This is a genomic window from Microbulbifer sp. TYP-18 (assembly GCF_040932045.1).
In the GTDB taxonomy this organism is placed as follows: Bacteria; Pseudomonadota; Gammaproteobacteria; order Pseudomonadales; family Cellvibrionaceae; genus Microbulbifer.
Genome location: NZ_JBFRBC010000021.1, coordinates 54,779 through 71,652, shown reverse-complemented (window position 1 = coordinate 71,652; position 16,874 = coordinate 54,779). Strand labels below are relative to the sequence as shown.

The window sequence follows — 16,874 nt, the reverse complement described above, 5'->3', positions numbered from 1 at the left end:
CAGGATGACGACGGCGTATTTACCGTCAAGTGGGGCGCAGCCACTGGGACCATATCCCGCTACGAGCTCCATCAAAAAAAGAACAGTGGTAGTTACAGCGGTGATATTCACGATAACACTGCCAGAACCCATCCTGTCGACCTCAATAATGGTAGCTATCAATATCGGGTGAGGGCTTGTGCCCAGGCGGGGAGTTATAGTAACTGTGGCACCTGGAAAGAATCCCCGGTAGTGGATGTAGCTTTCGAGCCCCCTCCCACTGGTGCCTTGAGTTTTGCCGACAACACTACGCCCACTTATGACAAAGAAGGTATATTCAAAGTCACATGGGGCGCTGCGTCCGGAAACCCTTTCACGGGTTACCGACTCTATCAACAAAAGGGTACCGCCAGTCCGGTCAAGGTTTACGAGTCAACCAACACGTCGGTTCAGGAAGCGGAACGACCGGACAATTGTACGAATTTCCCAGTTAGCTGTCCGCCAGGTTTGCTCGATGGTGACTACACTTATCACGCGACCACCTTTGTTACGGTTGGCAACTATACCCGCGAGAGTAATGCGACTTACTCGACGCCCATACAAGTCCTGCAAGTACCGGGCGCACCGGAGCAGATCAACCAGCCATCCGGTTCGGTAACCACCACACCTTTCACCGTATCCTGGGATGCAGTTCCCGGCGATGTGACTTATAAGCTGGAATACGGCACAAATGGTGTCGATTTCACGGAATACTCATCCGGCCATACCAGTCCCAGCAATCCCAATGTGGATTTGGCAAATGGCACCTACTATTTCCAGGTGCGCGCGTGTAACACTCTGGGAGAGTGCGGGGAAGCCTCCTCACCGCCCAAGCAGGTTTCAGTTGATGTAGCGCCGCCAGTCCCAGGTGACCCTGCATTTACTTCCGTCCCCACATCCAGTGACTACGGTGATTTTGCAATCAACTGGCAAGCCAATGGTGGCAATATCACCCACTATCGCCTGCAGCAAAAGGTCAACAGTCAGCCCTGGCCAGTGGACAATCCCGGCAACGATATAGATTTGGGCCTGGGCACTGAGACCACTTATGAAGCCAATGGCGAGACGGAGGGTGTCTACCAATTCCGACTAAAGGCCTGTAATACTGAAGCTTCTTGCACGGAAAGCTGGGTGTACAGCGATCCCATCGATGTACACAACCTGCAAGGTATTGCGCCGGTAGTGTCCGCCGAACAGCAGCCACAGTACATGGCCACAGGCGCCATGCGTTACAGCACCGATGTCAATTTCCGCGGCGACGCCACCATCTCCGTGCCCATTCACAGCGCTCCCGGAGTCAATGGTCTGGCCCCCAGCCTCAACCTCAGCTACTCCAGCGGCCACCACCGTCGCCACAAGGTCAATGACCTGCCGGAAGATATTTTGGGTTACGGCTGGCATCTCAGCGGCATCCCGGAAATCCGTCGCTGTGTCACCAACCGTCCCATGGAAGACAAACTCCAGTTGAACGATACCGATTCCATCTGCCTATCTGGCAGCCCGCTAGTGCTGATCAGCGGTAATCACTGGCAGACCGGGGCGGTATATCGCACGCTACGGGACCGTTTCGTACTGGTGGAGATCAAAGGCACCGCCGAAGAGCCCTGGTTCGAAGTCAAGCAGCCCAGTGGCAGTGTGCGGCAGTTCGGCGCTACCAACGACAGCCGTATCCTGATCGACAACGACGAAGGCAAGACACCTTACTATGCCTGGACCTTAAACAAAGTTACCGATGCCTTCGGCAACACCATCACTTACAACTATTATCGCGACTCGGTCAGCGGCATTAACTATCCGCTGAGTATCCTTTACGGCAACAACAACGACGCCAGAATCGAGTTTAAATATGCCACACGGGACGACGCAGCGCCCATGGCAATCGGCGACACCGGGTTCCAGCAGGGTCAACTGGTACTGCTACACCATATCAATGTGTTGCTGGATGGCAATATTCTGCGGGAGTACCGCCTGATCCCGGAAACCGCCCCAGAGGGTTGGAAACGCCTGGATAAAATCCAGCACTGCGCCTACGAAAAAAACAGCCAGCCGCAGGATCCCACCTACAAGTGCCTGGCGCCTCTGTCCTTCGGCTGGATGACTTCGGCAAGTGCCAATCCGGATGAATTTCTCACCGCAGTACAAACTGTCGATGATGGCACCAGATCGACTACCTTCACCCACGAGTTGATGACCGAAGGCGGATTTGAAGGGGATATGCCGGAAGCACCGTTTGGTGCAGGTATTCTGCCTGACAATAGTGAAGTGGAACCCCTGCAGGCCGTCAACGGTGAGTACAGGCACATAGTGACCTCCGTCTCCCGCAGCAATGGTATCGGCGGCAATCACATCACCAACTATCGCTATCAGGGCACCGGCTTCCGCAGCAAAAAACACTGGGGCTTTCTCGGTTACTATGCCCAGGGCGTACAGGATGCCGCTACGGGCATTACGACTTATCGCCAGTTCCGTCTGGACTTCCCCCACTTCGGCCGGGTGGCCAGGCTCGACCAGTACGACCATATCTTTGGTTCCCACAGTGAGCTGCTGTCGAAACAGCGCTACCGCTATGACAAGCTGGTGCTGACACATAACGGGAGCCCCACCTATTTCCCATTCCTGCGTGCCAGCCTCGATGCTATTCTGGAGGGCGGTCAGGAACTGGGCTTCAATTACAACTGGAACAGCTACGGCAAAGCCGGTTATGGAACGAATGGTGAGCTGTTGGACAGCGCCACCCAGATACAACGCGTAGTCACAAATGCCAGCACACCGGGTACTGAAACCTATTGGGGCCAGGTACCCGCCGTCAGTGTGGACGGCTCCGTTGAGCGCAGCCGCAGAGTCGTTACCAGCTTCCAAAACCGTACCAATCCCTGGTTGGTCGGGTTTGTCGAAGGGGAAAGCGAAGAGTACTTTGACGGGGATACGGGTGGCACCGCCGAACGCACCGTTACCGCAATGGCATCGCCCTTTGGCAATACGAATCGTATCGGTAGCCTGACGCGCTTTCCGGGCGATACCCGCTATGAGCTGAATATCCAATACGGCTACAGCGGCGATGGCAATCTCAGCAGCGAAACCGTCAGTGGTCACGCGTCGGCGGTGCCCGGCGCCGAGATAGATCAGCGCAGCAGCTCCGCCAGTAACTTCCTCGACAAGCGTTACCCGGGAATACTGACCAATGCACTCTCCCAGTCGGTGACTGTGGCCTACGATCAGCGATTTGGCTTGCCGGAGTCTGTCACTGACGCCAACAGCCGCACCACCCTGACTGAATACGACCCGTTTGGCCGCGAGCTGCAGCGCACCAATGCTGACAATGTAGCGATTAACTCCGTTTATGAAGACTGCAACAATATCTTCGACAGCTATCCCTGTCCCCTGCGCGGCAATCAGCTGGTGAGTTATCGGGTTACCACCAGCTCCGCGATCACGCCAACCAGTTACCGCTACTATGATGCACTGAACCGCCTGGTCCAGACCCGGTACGAGGCCTTCGAATCCGGCGCAACGGTGGTACAGGACCGCTTCTTCGACAACAAAGGTCTGCTGGTCGAAGAATCGGTGCCGCACTTTAGCAGCGAATCCGTGTTTGCCAGTGCAAGTTACGAATACGACCTGCGCAATCGACTGGAAACCACCTTTAAACCCGGTGGCGGCACCCTGCGTATCAACTACCAGCCGCAACTGGCACAGCGCCAGGTGTTGGTCCAGGTGGAAGAGGATGTCCTGGATTCCCTCGGCACCCTGCAGGAAACCCAAGTCAGGGAAAGCTACTACAGCCTGGCCGGTGACCTGGTCAAAACCATCGACGATCAAACCGGAGAGACTGTCACCACCCACTACAACTACGATGGCAGCGGTCTGCCCGAATCCATCTACGTGGAAGATCTCACCACGGAATCCCAGTTTATCTACGACCACGCCGGCTACCGCACCACACTGACCGGCCCCAACATCGGCAGTCTGACTGCTGAATACAACGCCCTGGGGCAGTTGGTGAAACAAACCGACAACAAAAACCAAAGTATCGATTACCAGTACGATCTGCTGGGCCGCCTGGAAGTCCAGACAGATGCGGAAGGGGTGGGCCACTGGTTCTATGACCCGGTCAATGGCATCGGTGGAATCGATAGGCGCAGCTACACCACCGGCGGCACCACCGTTTTTGAGGAAACCTATGTCTACAACGGTGAGAGCAAGCTGGATCGCATCGATACAGCGCTGACCGCCGGCGGTGAGACACGCGCCTTTGCCCATAGCTATGCCTACAAGGGCAGCGGAGACGGCCGCCTGGACAGCATGACCTATCCCAGCGGCATCACAGCCAGATATCAATATACCGGTGGCTACCTGTCGGGCATTACCGACGGCTCCGGCAACCCGCTCAAAACCTTTACCAGCGTCAACGCCTTTGGCCAGGTGGACGGTGAGCTGTATGGCAACAACGTGACCACCACCCGCACTTACAACCCGGATACGGGCCGGTTGGAAAGCCTCTCAACAGCTGGCTCCAGCCAGTTCCAAAACAGCCAGTACCAATGGCGCTCCAACGGCACCCTGGAAAGCCGCCTGGCGGATATTGGTAGCAGTAGTGAGAAACAAGAGCGATTCACCTACGATGGCCTCAACCGCCTCACCAGCGCAGAAACCCTGCTCGGCGGCAGCAGCCAGCGCACACTCACTACGCTGTACAATAAGCTGGGCAATATCACCAGCAAGACCAGCAGCCACGGGGCCGATACCAATGTCACCGGCTACCAGTACGGCGGGTCTGGCAATGCCGGTCCCAATGCGGTGAGCAGTGTCACCATCGGAGGGGAAAGCTATAGTCTGAACTACGACCTAAACGGGGCCATCACCCACTACGATGCGGCGGTCAGCGAAGACAAGTGGATTCGCTGGAATGCCCGGCAAATGGCCACCGAAGTCACTGTTGGTGACAGTCAGAGCACCGCAACCCCCACTGCCAGAGACAAATTCCACTACGGTCCCAACGGCCAGCGCTTCTACCGGGAATCCAGCTGGATGGAGGACGGCCACCTGCAAACGGAGAAGGCCTTCTACGTGGGCAGCTACGAGGAGCTGATCCCCGGCGATGCAACCATCACCAAGGTGGAAAGAACCAAGCTGGACAACAATGTGGTGCATATCGGCATTACCGATACCATGGGCAGCACTGGCGAATTCCAGTACCTGCACCGGGATCACCTGGGTTCCATTGAAAAAGTCACGGATGAAAGTGGAAGTCTGATTCTCGACACCGCTTTCGACCCCAGTGGCAAACGCAGAAAAGCCGACTGGAGCCAGGAGATGGACCCGCAAGGTCTGGAAGTTCTGCTGGCCTCCCAGAGCCTGGTCACCAACCGGGGCTTCACCGGCCACGAGCACCTGGACAGGACCGGCTTGATCCATATGAATGGGCGGATATATGATCCGACCTTGGGGAGATTCCTGAGTCCGGATCCCTTAGTGCAGGCACCGACCTTCAGTCAGAGCTGGAATCGTTACAGCTACGCTTTCAACAACCCGGTGGGTTTTACAGATCCTACGGGCTTTGTAACTGAAGATGATGATGAAAAACACATGGATGGCGGTGGCGGTGGCGATGGCGGTGGCGGTGGCGGTGGCGGTGGCGGTGGCGGTGGCGGTGGCGGTGGCGGTGAAGGTGGTGGTCAAATTGTACCGCACGAAAAGCGGCCAATAGATACGTTACCCGTCAGGGGGAAAAAGCCAAAGAAATTCAGAAGTCCATTTACTTCGCGAGGTGGTGGTAGGTGGAAATCAATTTCATGGAGAAACCTCAGGACTTTGACAGGTGGTGGGCGGTCAGGCGGAGGTGGAGGTTACTTTTACGTCTCACAAACTTCCTCTTCGGGTAGTTCGAATTCGTCTTCTGATGACGCGGGAAGTGAAGNATGGACCCGCAAGGTCTGGAAGTTCTGCTGGCCTCCCAGAGCCTGGTCACCAACCGGGGCTTCACCGGCCACGAGCACCTGGACAGGACCGGCTTGATCCATATGAATGGGCGGATATATGATCCGACCTTGGGGAGATTCCTGAGTCCGGATCCCTTAGTGCAGGCACCGACCTTCAGTCAGAGCTGGAATCGTTACAGCTACGCTTTCAACAACCCGGTGGGTTTTACAGATCCTACGGGCTTTGTAACTGAAGATGATGATGAGAAACACATGGATGGCGGTGGCGGTGGCGATGGCGGTGGCGGTGGCGGTGGCGGTGGCGGTGGCGGTGGCGGTGGCGGTGGCGGTGGCGATGGCGGTGGCGATGGCGGTGGCGGTGAAGGTGGTGGTCAAATTGTACCGCACGAAAAGCGGCCAATAGATACGTTACCCGTCAGGGGGAAAAAGCCAAAGAAATTCAGAAGTCCATTTACTTCGCGAGGTGGTGGTAGGTGGAAATCAATTTCATGGAGAAACCTCAGGACTTTGACAGGTGGTGGGCGGTCAGGCGGAGGTGGAGGTTACTTTTACGTCTCACAAACTTCCTCTTCGGGTAGTTCGAATTCGTCTTCTGATGACGCGGGAAATGAAGATGATACCGAGGATAGTAAAGTGTCCCCCGCGGGGACTCCTTATGATGAAGAAGTGGTAGTTAGGGGGGATTCGAATGCACAAAAGGCCTTTATCTCCATCGGGTACGGAGCTCGTGAACTTGATAGGCTAGTTGGATTTTGGCGAGGTTTTGGAAAAGGATTTAAATCATTGGGTGCTGGTATTGTCAAAGCTATTGGATACGGCGGATCATATTGGGCAAGTAATGTTTGCTCAGCTTGGTCATCAGAGTGTGCCTCCACCCACCAATATATCAGTGATGAGGCCGGACGAATCGGTTTGGCACTTTATGATCTTACCCTTGATGAGGCTATGACCGCCCTTGTGTTGTCATCAGCATCTAACACGGCTGAGGGCTATGTCACGGGAAGGGCAGCAGCTGCATATGGCCTTAGTAAAATGCCCGGACGAATATATTTGAAGATCGGGATAGGGGCTGTGGCTGTTGCTGGTAATATGCTTCAAATGTCCGAAATGCACGGTGATGCATTAACGGGAGCACATTTGGTTAATGCTGTTGTAATGGGGGCTCAAAATGATATGTGATTGTGGTAATAGGTTAAATGCCTTGCGTGTCATAGTCGCTACGCTTTCTAAACCTGCACATTGCCCTTCTTGTGGTAAGTTCGTGTATGTTAAAACTCCGGTTTCAGAACCCCTCATGGTAATATTTGGTGTTCTCTTACTTGTAGTTTCGCTTTTTCTTTCGATTAAAAAAGAGTGGCTCTATTTATTTTTTTCTTTCGGGATTGTTTGTATTTTTCTATTTTTTATACGCATTATTGAGGTGAAGTTTATAGGAATTAGGTCTGAAACCAAGGATGAGTATACTAGATCTAAAAGCTTAGATTTTTCTGCTCGGCTAGTTTGGGGCGGATTGTTTGTAATCTTAATGATAGTCGCGTATTTTGTTTTTTAGTTAAAGAGGGGCGCTAACTGTTAATGGATAGCGCTCCAAGATTACCCGAAACGCCGTGTCCTTGCCTTGCTCATCAGAATAATTGGGGTCAGAGCAGAATAATTGGGGTGAGAGTAAAGAGGAACAGGTTCCCGCCGATGCCGCTATCCTCGCCATCCGCAAAACCCGGCTCAGCGACGGCGTGCAGCATATCGCCATTCAGGATCTCAGCAGCACCAGCGGTGAATACCAGTACCTGCATCGGGGTCATCTGGGTTCTGTAGAAAAAGTTACCGATGACACAGGCGCGGAGATTCTCAGCACCGCTTTCAATCCCGATGGCAGCCGCCGCCAGGGCGACTGGAGTGGCGACCTGACCCAGCAGCAGCTGGAGGATCTGCTCGCCGCCCAGGGCCTCACCACCCGGCGCGGCTACACCGGCCACGAGCATCTGGACAGGACCGGCCTGATCCATATGAACGGGCGGATATATGATCCGACCTTGGGGAGATTCCTGAGTCCGGATCCCTTAGTGCAGGCACCGACCTTCAGTCAGAGCTGGAATCGTTACAGTTACGCTTTCAACAACCCGGTGGGTTTTACAGATCCTACGGGCTTTGTAACTGAAGAGGATGATGAAGTCCACCTGGATGGTGGTGGCGGTGGTGATGTTGGAGGTGAGTCAGTGGAAGGCGTAGAGGTCACTGACAAATCAGAAAGAAGCCCATTTACGTCGCGAGGTGGTGGCGGATGGAGAGAAATCTCACCAACGAATCTTTCGACTTTGACGAATGGCGGGCCATCAAATTCAACAGGAGAACGTTACCGGTATGTCTCACAAACTTCCTCTGCCAGTAGTTCGGACTCGTCTTCTGATGACGCGGGAAGTGAAGATGATACCGAGGATAGTAAAGTGTCTCCCGCGGGGACTCCTTATGATGAAGAAGTGGTAGTTAGAGGGAATTCGAAGACACAAGAGGGTGGGGGGAGATTTTTCCGTGGAGTGGGATCCTTTTTCAGGGGTTTATATAGATACACTCGACATGAGAACAGAATCCTGGGAGGAGCTGGTGCAGGAGAGGCTGTTCAAGCGAATACAGTGGAGCACATGCTGCTTGGGGAAGCATTAGGAATTGCGTTACATACAAATCAAACGCAAATTAAGGAGGGTGGTAATAAGTTGTTAGAAAGTGGAGAGATTATAGCGGGTCGCCAACTTACAGGGCTTTTAAGTGGTGTTGCCATAGGTGGGGCTGGGGCAGGGCCATCATTTGGAATCGTGGCTGGTATGGGGGATGTGTACTATGGTATTGAATCCCTAGCGTCAGAACTGAATTTGAATGTTTCCACTGTTGATTATAATCGACCGATATTGCCGCAGATTTCAGATACCATGGTACGAGGTTATGCAGAACGCAGATTGGGTAATCTTGTTAACACTTTTCTCTCTGGTCAAGATTAGTGGGTTTTATAAATGGGCGCATATTGTAAAACGTGTAAGAAATATAAAATTCCGCCAATGGCTGCACTAGCTAGTCTGACTGGTGATGGTGCTAGATGTTTAAGTTGTGGTACGAATTATCTGATTGCAGGATTTTCAAAATTGCTTTATCTGACTTTGGAAGGTGCGGCAGTTCTATTATCGGTATATGTATCTTTTTATTTTTTAACAGTAACTCCATTGGCGGTTTGTATTATTTTGGTTTTATTGATACGGTTATTTTTTGCTCCCCTCATCGCAAAACCAACACCTAAGAAGTTCTTTGGGAAACGCAGTAAAACTTGATATTCCTAGAAAATTGGCAAGCTTACTTGCAGGGGATTCTTTTAGATGGGTAGCAATGTTGTTAGCTCTTACAATGCCTATAGAGTCTTGCAATCGCAGTCGATAATCTTCTTTCCCGAGAATGAAAATTATCAAAGCCATGGCAGAGTAATCTGCTGGGGTTTATTTTCAGCATGCTTATAGGGAGGATTGGCTTGGGAGTTGGAATATCTTATTACACATCGCCTTATGGAGCTGGCTTGGCAATTATGGGGTTAAGTGGTAGGGCATTGCGGGCCTCACAAACCTACGGTTCTGGAGTGCAGTTGAATCAGTTGATCGAAGGTGCGCTTATAGGTGAGGGCCCATAAATGAATATTGTTGACTCTCGATGCGGTAACTGTGATTCAAGTCTAGGAGCAAAGGCTGTTCTAGTGAGAGCAGGCTTTGAGTGTCAGTGCAGGGGTTGTCAAGCTTATTGTCAAACTCCGCACAAATTTTCTTATCTATATTTATGCCTTTGTGTGGCTGCTTTTCCATTTATTTTTATGTTTTGGATTTCTAAGGTATCAGTAAACCTGCCATTATTTGTATTAAGTTTGAGTGGGGGTTGGTTGCTAATCTACTTTGTGGAGTTTTTTCTACTTTCCCCTGTTTGTGCAACAGCGGAAGAGTATACGGCTTCCAAGAAAGCAAAAAATTACAAAATTTTAGGGTTCCTTCTTGTGTTTTTTGTCGTTTGGCTTATCGTGAGTTAGATTGCTAGCTTGGTGGCACTAAGCCTTATAGCTTAGTAAGCAAAACCACCAAAGCCCCGGTAGAGTAATCTGCCGGGTCTTTGTCTTTAAGACACTTATCCAGCAGTCAATACCAAACACCGCTTCATCCCCCTGACTGGCGACTTGACCTCAAAACTCGCTTGGTGGGAGGACCAAATAATGGGTTTATTGATCGCTTTGGTAATGAGTGGACTCGAGGGCCGTCCAGGACTAAAGGGCAGGCGTTTGAGTGGGATGTTCAACTTTCTAGAACTGGTCGAAAAAAATTGGGGTGGGCCACGCGGGAAGGTAGCCACGTAAATATTTCTTTGGATGGGCTACACATAGGTAGGTTCATGATGCTAGCATTATATGATTTCTATGACGTAGTTTTGGTTAAGACTGATCGTGAAGCTCTTTCAGAAATAAATGGGAAAAAGGGTGCCATTTTGGGGCGGGCTGAAAATGATCAAGGCGAATGGTCTTATTCAGTTCACATATTTGAATCGGAAGAATGTTGGGATGTTATGGAAGCAGAACTTGAATCTACCGGTACGGCAATGGCTAGAGAAGACTTTTATGACGGTGATTCAGTAATTATTGAAGTTGATAGTAAAACTGGAGAGGGGAAACTGAAAAATTCTTAATGCAGTTATATGCGTGCGGCAAGCAACGCAGCTAATCTGGCAGCTTCAATATGAAATTGGCATATGTTTACTTGAAAAACCTTTTTTCTTATCCGTATTTCACTTGTGGTTTTTATGGGTTGATAATCGGCTCAGTCTTCTTTTCCGGGTAGATACGGGAAAGTTTGGCTGGGTGACAATTGCGATATTGGTGGTTTGGGTAATCGTTAGCCTCGCTTTTTTTGTGGTGAAAATGAAAAATATCGACAGAATTAAAGATTAGGGCCGGAGTGAGAAAGCTGCTCACTCCGGCAGCTCGCCAGTCGCTTGGCACTTTCCTGAGCCTGTATTGCGTAAATGCCATTCAGATCGGAGTAAGATTTTGACACTTTTTTCGTGTGGTCCATGGACCCGGTAACAGTACCTCGGGCAGTGAAAACGATGAGGATTCCGAGGCAGTAAAGCCGCCAGGTGCGAATAATTTTGAATGTGGTCCAGATGGGGATTGCATAGCTGTTTACGGTAATGCACAAAAGAATACAGTTGGTGGCTTTTTCGAGCTATTAGCGTGTAATTCTGGCGTATGTGCAATGCGCTCACAAACATTCAAAACACCAGAGCAGATTGCAAAGCACCAGACACTGAACAATTTGCGAACCGCAGTGAAGACGACGACATTAAGTTTGCTTGGCACTGCTATAGGCGGGGTTGTGGTTACAGTATTAGCAGGTACCGCTACAGCTAAAGGAGTCCTTGGCGATCCTCAGGTTGATTATGCTTTACAGGTAGGAGATACGATAATCCAGGAGATTAGTGCAGATTTTGTAACGGGATTCCACAATGATAGTGGTCTTCAAAATCTTATTATTACACAAACTATAGTTAATGGTGAGGGGGTTATCGTTAGAAGGCGGCAAGGCCCATCGGGGTTTTAGTGATTATGAAATCTGTATTAATTTATTTAAAAAAGCTTTTTTCCTATCGATTTTTCTTGAGTGGTTTTTTTGGGTTGGTAACGTATTCGACCTATTTTTTTAGAGTTGATTTGGGACAGTTCGGTTGGATACCAATTGCAGTATTTATTGTCTGGATAATCTTTAGCCTCATTTTTTTTTGTGATGAAAATGAAAAATATCGACAGAACTAAAAAATAGGATCGGAGTGAGAAAGCTGCTCACTCCGGCAGCTCGCCGGTCGCTTTCCTGAGCCTGTATTAAGTAAATGCCATTTAGATCGGAGTAAGATTTTGGCACTTTTTTCGTGTGGTCTGATGTATTTCTTCCATTAGAAGCGGGTGGCTGATTTCGATAAAGTGAGATCAGCCCCCGCACCAGTTTCACCTCTCTCTCCCATAATATTTATCTCGCAGGCCTATACCAACGGTACTGGTTGTCAAGTCTTGGGAAAAGCGGGCTAGTAGTTTATTTATTCACGTTAAATACTATTTGCTGACATAATTATTTTAGTTGGTGCTTATGTCTTGATTTATTTGTCTATCTGAGGCGACTTAAAAGAGAATTATAGAGGAATGGAAAAGGATGATACAATAGTAGTTCGGAAATTTCCAACTCAGTAACTTCGGAGTCTGTCATTCTATAAGGTTATTCATAGCAACTTAGGGCTGCCCAAGGTGCGTGATAAATGCTGATGATTAGATCGCAGGCCTTGACTTATCAGGGTTGGAGCTGTCCGAGGTGTTGTTGTATTTCATAATGTATATACAGGATTGTAATTTTGAAAGAACTGACTATAAAAAAACCTTTGCAAAAGGCTGTGTTGAAAAATTCTGTCTGTGGTATGACTTTAATCTGCGCATCGGCATTGGTTCAGGCTGATACGATCAGTACAAAAATAGACCTGGGTGGACCCTTTCCCTTTAGGATGGAAGATGGAATTAGGCACGAGGTGGATTTAGATATAGGCTATAAATTCGATTCCATCGAAGAAATTTGCATCAATGCTGAGCCTAAAGATGGAGATGCCACTTTTGCAGTTTTTGGGGTCGAGAGCGAGCCTCTAGATCCTTCCATTCTGACTATTCCTCTATATTTCGCGGTGCCGATCGTTTATTCCGTCTATGCTCCAACTCCAGAAAATCCCAATCCCTCACCACAGATAGGAAGCATCAGCTTTTGTGACGGTGCAAATAGTCCCTTGGCGAAAAATTTTCTCGATGGGGAAGGTGAATTTACGTTCAAGGTGTCCGGTGGTCATATGGAGTTCTGGGACTTTGAGCTGGTTGTCGAGGGTGACGTCTCTGATACTCAGTTGGCGGTTATGCTTGACGAGCCTGCTCAATTTTCTGTTCCCTCCTACGGAGGAAGAGTCAATTATGATGCAAGTATTCGCAATTTAGACTCTACACAATCGTTGGTTACACTAAAACAATGGAGTGTACTCAAATTCCCCAACGGGGATGCTTATCCCATTCATAAATCACGAGATATCGTGTTGAATTATTCTGAGGCAAAGGACTTTACTAGAACTTATCTCAACATACCAGCTTGGTTTGAGGCTGGGGATTATGAGCTGATCTGGTATGTAACTGATTCAAGCGCTGAAACTCGAGTGAAAGACAGCCTGTATTTCACAAAAAGCGCTGATTAAGTTTCCCTTTCAGTCTTTGAGTAAATGATAGGTTTTGAGTATAATTTTGGTGGTTTTTTACTTTTAGCCTGATGTATTTATTTCGTTAGAAGCGTGTGGCTGATTTCAATAAAGTGAGATCAGCTCCCGCATCAGTTCCGTCTCGTGTCCCCATGATACTCATACCCGGGGTCAGCGCCTATAAGCAGCTGATCCAGGCGCTTCCCATCGATCCATACCGCAGCTAGTAGCCGTAATACTTGCCCCGTTCTATCTCCTCTAGCAAGTTGTTGAAAAAGGCATCCTGCCTATTTCAAAACATGAAAAGCGAAAAATGTGATTTTCACTTTTCTCCCAAAATCAACGACTAAAGCGTCGCTGATTTTTCCGGAATATCCATATTCTGGTAGCAGGCGTCGAAATTTTTTTGAAATTCAGCAGCCTGCTAGGCGTACTTCCTGGGCGCTGCTGAGTAGGTTGACGGTGAATTTCTTGGCCATGAGGGCCAGCTCCTTTTCAGTTTGGAAGTTCTGTAGTATGGAAGGTCCCGCCTTGGATTGAGACGACTTCCATAGGGCCACTATAAGGGGGTATCGCGGACGGGTGATCTAGTGGGTTAAATTGCTTTATTCATTTGTCTGCGAATCTTGCTGTCGAGTGAGCGGAGCAGCTGGCCTGTGTTCAGGGGTTTATGGTGAGTTTTGGGTGAGTTAAAGGTAAGGGAAGTGGGCTTAGTTTCGATATTGATCTCAAAGCTCGCTTGGCGCAGCCCGTGACCCTTCATCTGAATCCAAGGCGTTGAGAAGTTGCCGGAGTAGGATGGCTGCGCCTTAATGCCAGATTAAGGGCCTCGGGGAAATGTCTTGATATGAACGCACCGAATCAAGTGTTTTTTGGCATCGATACGGCTGCTGCATTAAGGAATTGAATTCAAGCACAGAAATAGGCAATCCTAATGCAGGAATTGGACTTGTTGTGGTGCTAGGAAACTTCTATTTTATATGACTGATATTTGGCAAGCAAACGAAGGAGAGGCCGCTATGGGAAACAATATTGAAGGAAAAGTTGTCGTTGTTACTGGTGCCAGCAGTGGGCTGGGTGAGGCAACCTCGCGTCATTTGGCGTCGTTAGGTGCAAAAATTATGTTAGGTGCACGCCGGGAAGATAAGCTGGCAGCTATTGTCAATGATATTAGGGGTGCAGGCGGTGAGGCTGATTATTTGGTCACGGATGTAACAGTAAAAAGTGAGGTTTTGAAGCTTGTGCAAAAAGCGACCAGCAGTTTCGGACGTCTGGATGTCATCGTCAATAACGCCGGGTTAATGTCAATTGCGCCAATGTCAGAATGCAATACCGATGAATGGGATCGTATGATTGATATCAATATCAAGGGCGTTCTTTATGGGGTAGCAGCAGCCTTGCCTGTCTTCGAAAAACAGGAAAGCGGACATTTTATTAATATTTCTTCTGTGGCAGGGATTAAGGTCTTTAGCCCTGGCGGGACAGTGTACAGCGGCACAAAATTTGCGGTGCGGGCAATCAGTGAAGGCTTGCGCCATGAAGTTGGCGGTAAAATCCGCACAACATCCATTGAACCTGGGGCCGTTGAATCTGAATTGAAATATGGGTCGTCCCATGAAGACAGCTCCGCCTTTGTCAGGGAATTCTATGAGAATAACGAAATCCCGTCTGATTCTGTAGCACGTGCGATTGCTTATGCGATTGAGCAGCCAGCTGATGTCGATATCAACGAAATCGTTATCCGCCCAACTGTCCAGGAATTTTAAGCCCGATAGGACAGAAGAAATTTGAAAACCGCTGTCGTAAAACCCGACCTGATTTCGTGTATAGCCGCACGTTTATTCGATATCGCTGTCCCGCATAAGGGTCAGATCGAATTGAAGGCTGGCATCACATAAAGACCTTAAAAATTATTGGGGCTGGAATAAATTTCTGGCGCCCTTTTATTCTTGGATTGACGTGCTTTCCTGTACAAAACGGATGGTTGATTTTGACAGAGGTGAATCTTCCGCGGATCAATTTCACTTCTTGCCGCCATGATACTTACTATCCAAGACCAGTACCTATAGGCAGCTGGTTGTTTAGTTGCAAGCCTTCCCTTGTAGTCTCAGTTCGCAAGTGTCGTCCGTAGCGAATGTATGGATAGTGTCCCTAACAGCCTGAATCCTGTCTGGGCTTGCGGGCGTGATATTTCTTCCATTCGATTCAGTTTCCCAGCAGAATTTGTGATATTTCATAACTGGCGCGAAATAACTTTGTAATTGTTCGCGCGCAATGAATTTATTGCCTTAACATAAATATTGCGGTATTTTTGTTTTGCACTGTTAAAGATTATTTACATGGATGAAATAATTATGAAAATTAAATTTCTACTAATATTGTCGCTACTTGCATTTGGGTCTTTAAAAGCATATTCCTCATGCGTGATGGCTAGTGGAACGGTATATTTAGACCCAAGCAATCCTGCAAATAATTCCGAATTGTTGGTTGGCAACGTATCTAATGTTGCTTTTGGTCAGTATTTTTTGGACCAGTCAATTCAGGGTGGTGGATTAATTAGCACTTTTCAAGCATTTCCAGGTTTTTTTAGTAATAATCGGTATGGATTTATTGGGTCCTCAACCACTTTGTATACTTCTGTCCAAGTTCTACCAACGGCCTCTCCAGGTGCCGTCAATATTTCACAGCGTATTATTGATGTTGCTGGTAGAATTATTTGCTCCGGAAGCTTTCAGGTTGTCATTCTTTAAATAACGAGGTTGGAGGAGGAGTTTAACGATTTTTCCTTGTAGGCTGGTACATTTCCTCGACCTGAAGCAGATAGCTGAACTCGGTAAAGCGCGTTCAGTTATCTGCACCAATTCGGCCTCTGGTCCCCGTGATAGCCTGACCCAAGACCAACAAAGATCAGCGGCCAGTGCAGTCGTTGCCCATCGGCCCATTTCCCGGCGAGCAAGCGGAAATAATTACGCCGCTCAATCTATTTCAGGTTCGCTTATCGACTAAAGTGGATCAGCCTGGGTGCAAGGTAGTGCAGAAGGTCTCACCTTGGGTTGAGGCGACTTCTGCAAGAGCTGAAAGGGTGGTAGCAAGAATGGGTGATTTAGTGGGTTAAATTGCTCTATTCGCTTGCCAGCGGAATCTGCTGTGGGGTGAGCCGAAGCAGCTGCCCTGTGTTCAGTGGTATGCGGTTACTGTTGGGGCGTTATAGGTAAGGGAAGTGGGCTCAGTTGTCGATGGGGTCGAAGAGCGGGGCTGGGGTGCGCCGGAGGGCTGAAGAGTGTCAGTTTGCTGATTTGTGAAAGGGGAGTTTGGTGCCCAGGAGAAGACTTGAACTTCCACGACCGTTAGGTCACTAGCACCTGAAGCTAGCGCGTCTACCAATTCCGCCACCTGGGCAATCAACGGCGTTGACCGTTGAGGAGGCGCACTATAGAGACTTGTCCCAGGGGTGTCAACGACCTGCTGCGGCTTTTTCGTCCCGGCCCACGGCAGTCGGGAAATGTGCGCAAATCGCTTATACTGCTCATCAATAGATGCAAACTTCCGGTTTTACCTGCCGGCCCTCAGACCTCCTTCACCAAGCGCACAAGTCCCCGGAAGGCTCCGGAGCCGTCCGAGGGGCAGGCC

At 49.4% G+C, this 16,874-nt stretch carries 12 protein-coding genes, 1 tRNA gene and 2 pseudogenes; 12 read left to right on the top strand and 3 right to left on the bottom strand.

Annotation, left to right across the window (positions count from 1 at the left end):
- The first annotated feature begins 231 nt into the window (after positions 1–231).
- The 4 genes and pseudogenes from ABVT36_RS15330 to ABVT36_RS15315 all read left to right on the top strand — a co-directional run bounded on the left by ABVT36_RS15330 (position 232) and on the right by ABVT36_RS15315 (position 7,136).
- Positions 232–6,033 carry an RHS repeat-associated core domain-containing protein gene (locus ABVT36_RS15330; RefSeq protein ID WP_368457314.1) on the top strand — a complete coding sequence of 1,934 codons (5,802 nt, stop codon included), beginning with the start codon at positions 232–234 and terminating at the stop codon, positions 6,031–6,033.
- A gap of 5 nt (positions 6,034–6,038) precedes the next feature.
- Positions 6,039–6,119: pseudogene (locus ABVT36_RS15325) on the top strand (hypothetical protein); the annotation flags it as partial.
- Between the two features lie 73 nt (positions 6,120–6,192).
- Positions 6,193–6,360, top strand: a complete 168-nt coding sequence (locus ABVT36_RS15320) for a hypothetical protein (protein WP_368457320.1) — start codon at positions 6,193–6,195, stop codon at positions 6,358–6,360.
- Positions 6,361–6,590: 230 nt separating this feature from the next.
- Complete coding sequence (locus tag ABVT36_RS15315) at positions 6,591–7,136, top strand: hypothetical protein (protein ID WP_368457319.1); 546 nt, start codon at positions 6,591–6,593, stop codon at positions 7,134–7,136.
- Between the two features lie 461 nt (positions 7,137–7,597).
- Here ABVT36_RS15315 and ABVT36_RS15310 read toward each other — a convergent pair whose 3' ends face one another.
- On the bottom strand, positions 7,598–7,939 hold the full coding sequence (locus ABVT36_RS15310; RefSeq protein ID WP_367152909.1) for a hypothetical protein: 342 nt from the start codon (positions 7,937–7,939) through the stop codon (positions 7,598–7,600).
- On the opposite strand from ABVT36_RS15310, the gene ABVT36_RS15305 reads away from it, so the two are divergent.
- The 5 genes and pseudogenes from ABVT36_RS15305 to ABVT36_RS15285 all read left to right on the top strand — a co-directional run bounded on the left by ABVT36_RS15305 (position 7,862) and on the right by ABVT36_RS15285 (position 11,572).
- Positions 7,862–8,950 carry an RHS repeat-associated core domain-containing protein gene (locus ABVT36_RS15305; RefSeq protein WP_368457318.1) on the top strand — a complete coding sequence of 363 codons (1,089 nt, stop codon included), beginning with the start codon at positions 7,862–7,864 and terminating at the stop codon, positions 8,948–8,950. The genes ABVT36_RS15310 and ABVT36_RS15305 overlap by 78 nt on opposite strands.
- Positions 8,951–8,962: 12 nt before the next feature.
- A complete protein-coding gene (locus tag ABVT36_RS15300; RefSeq protein ID WP_367152923.1) occupies positions 8,963–9,274 on the top strand; it encodes a hypothetical protein in 312 nt (103 codons plus the stop codon).
- Positions 9,275–10,091: 817 nt separating this feature from the next.
- Positions 10,092–10,337 (top strand): annotated as a pseudogene (locus ABVT36_RS15295) (polymorphic toxin type 17 domain-containing protein); the annotation flags it as partial.
- 30 nt (positions 10,338–10,367) lie between these two features.
- Positions 10,368–10,658, top strand: a complete 291-nt coding sequence (gene imm31 / locus ABVT36_RS15290) for an Imm31 family immunity protein (RefSeq protein ID WP_368457317.1) — start codon at positions 10,368–10,370, stop codon at positions 10,656–10,658.
- 569 nt (positions 10,659–11,227) lie between these two features.
- On the top strand, positions 11,228–11,572 hold the full coding sequence (locus tag ABVT36_RS15285) for a hypothetical protein (RefSeq protein WP_368457313.1): 345 nt from the start codon (positions 11,228–11,230) through the stop codon (positions 11,570–11,572).
- Positions 11,573–11,740: 168 nt separating this feature from the next.
- Here ABVT36_RS15285 and ABVT36_RS15280 read toward each other — a convergent pair whose 3' ends face one another.
- Positions 11,741–11,977: a hypothetical protein gene (locus tag ABVT36_RS15280; protein WP_368457312.1), complete on the bottom strand. Its 237-nt coding sequence runs from the start codon at positions 11,975–11,977 to the stop codon at positions 11,741–11,743.
- A 394-nt stretch (positions 11,978–12,371) separates the two neighbouring features.
- Between ABVT36_RS15280 and ABVT36_RS15275 the strand changes: the two genes are divergently transcribed.
- The 3 genes from ABVT36_RS15275 to ABVT36_RS15265 all read left to right on the top strand — a co-directional run bounded on the left by ABVT36_RS15275 (position 12,372) and on the right by ABVT36_RS15265 (position 15,994).
- A complete protein-coding gene (locus tag ABVT36_RS15275) occupies positions 12,372–13,244 on the top strand; it encodes a hypothetical protein (RefSeq protein WP_368457311.1) in 873 nt (290 codons plus the stop codon).
- Positions 13,245–14,263: 1,019 nt separating this feature from the next.
- Positions 14,264–15,010, top strand: coding sequence for an SDR family oxidoreductase (locus ABVT36_RS15270; protein ID WP_368457316.1), 747 nt, complete (start codon positions 14,264–14,266; stop codon positions 15,008–15,010).
- 573 nt (positions 15,011–15,583) lie between these two features.
- Positions 15,584–15,994, top strand: a complete 411-nt coding sequence (locus tag ABVT36_RS15265; RefSeq protein ID WP_368457310.1) for a hypothetical protein — start codon at positions 15,584–15,586, stop codon at positions 15,992–15,994.
- A 562-nt stretch (positions 15,995–16,556) separates the two neighbouring features.
- Here the strand turns inward: ABVT36_RS15265 and ABVT36_RS15260 are convergent.
- Positions 16,557–16,643: transfer RNA gene (locus ABVT36_RS15260), tRNA-Leu, on the bottom strand.
- Positions 16,644–16,874: the final 231 nt, after the last annotated feature.